Source organism: Nocardioides sp. CF8, from assembly GCF_000389985.1.
In the GTDB taxonomy this organism is placed as follows: Bacteria; Actinomycetota; Actinomycetes; order Propionibacteriales; family Nocardioidaceae; genus Nocardioides; species Nocardioides allogilvus.
In genome coordinates, this window is sequence record NZ_CM001852.1 from 4097066 (window position 1) to 4097962 (window position 897).

Genomic DNA, 897 nt, shown 5'->3' on the forward strand with positions numbered 1-897 from the left:
TGGACTCGGCAGCGTTGCCACGCGGCACCCTGCAGGACGGTCGCGACTGCGGCGACGAGGCCGGCGTGGGCATCGGAGATGACCAGCTGGACACCGCCCAGGCCACGGGCACGGAGGTCGCGGAGGAACTCGGTCCAGAACTCCTCGGTCTCGCTGTCACCGACCTGGCAGCCCAGCACTTCACGGTGCCCGTCGGCGGACACGCCGGTGGCGATCACCACGGCTTGGGACACGACGCGGCCGTTGATCCGGGCCTTGCAGTAGGTCGCGTCGAGGAACACGTAGGGGAACGGCTGCTCGTCCAACGGCCGGGTCCGCCAGGTCGCGACCTCAGCATCGAGTTGGGCGCAGATCCGCGAGACCTCGGACTTGGAGACCCCGGTGCCGCCCATCGCGATCACCAGATCATCGACGCGACGGGTGGAGACGCCCTCGATGTAGGCCTGCATGATCACCGCGTGCAGGGCGACGTCGATCCGACGTCGTGGGGCCAGCAGGGCGGGGAAGAACGACCCGGTGCGGGTCTTGGGGATCTTGAGGTTCACGTCCCCGATACCGGTCGTGACGATCTTCTCGCGGGTGCCGTTCCGCTGGGTGGTTCTGGCATCGGTGCGCTCATGCGGGAGCGCACCGTTGAACGCGGATGCTTCGGCATCGACGAGCTCTTGGAGCATCGTGGCAAGCATCTGACGCATCAGTTCGCTGGCATCGGTGGTCTTGAGCACCTCGACGAGCTCGAGCAGGGCAGACTGGGACAGGGCCATCGTGTTGAAGCCTTTCGTGAGTTCCTTGGTCGGTTCTCACAAAGCCTCACGCGGTGGCCCACCTACATCCGGGACCGACACGAGCCGGCCGCCGTCAGCGGGCCCGAGTTACACCACTCCAGGGGACTCTCCC

The 897-nt window shown here is 66.9% G+C and carries 1 protein-coding gene; it reads right to left on the reverse strand.

The genetic code is table 11. The annotated features are described in order from the left end of the window. The coding region (locus CF8_RS19950) for an IS256 family transposase (protein ID WP_036491608.1) at positions 1–764 on the reverse strand (764 nt) is incomplete at its 3' end. Between the last annotated feature and the right edge of the window lie 133 nt (positions 765–897).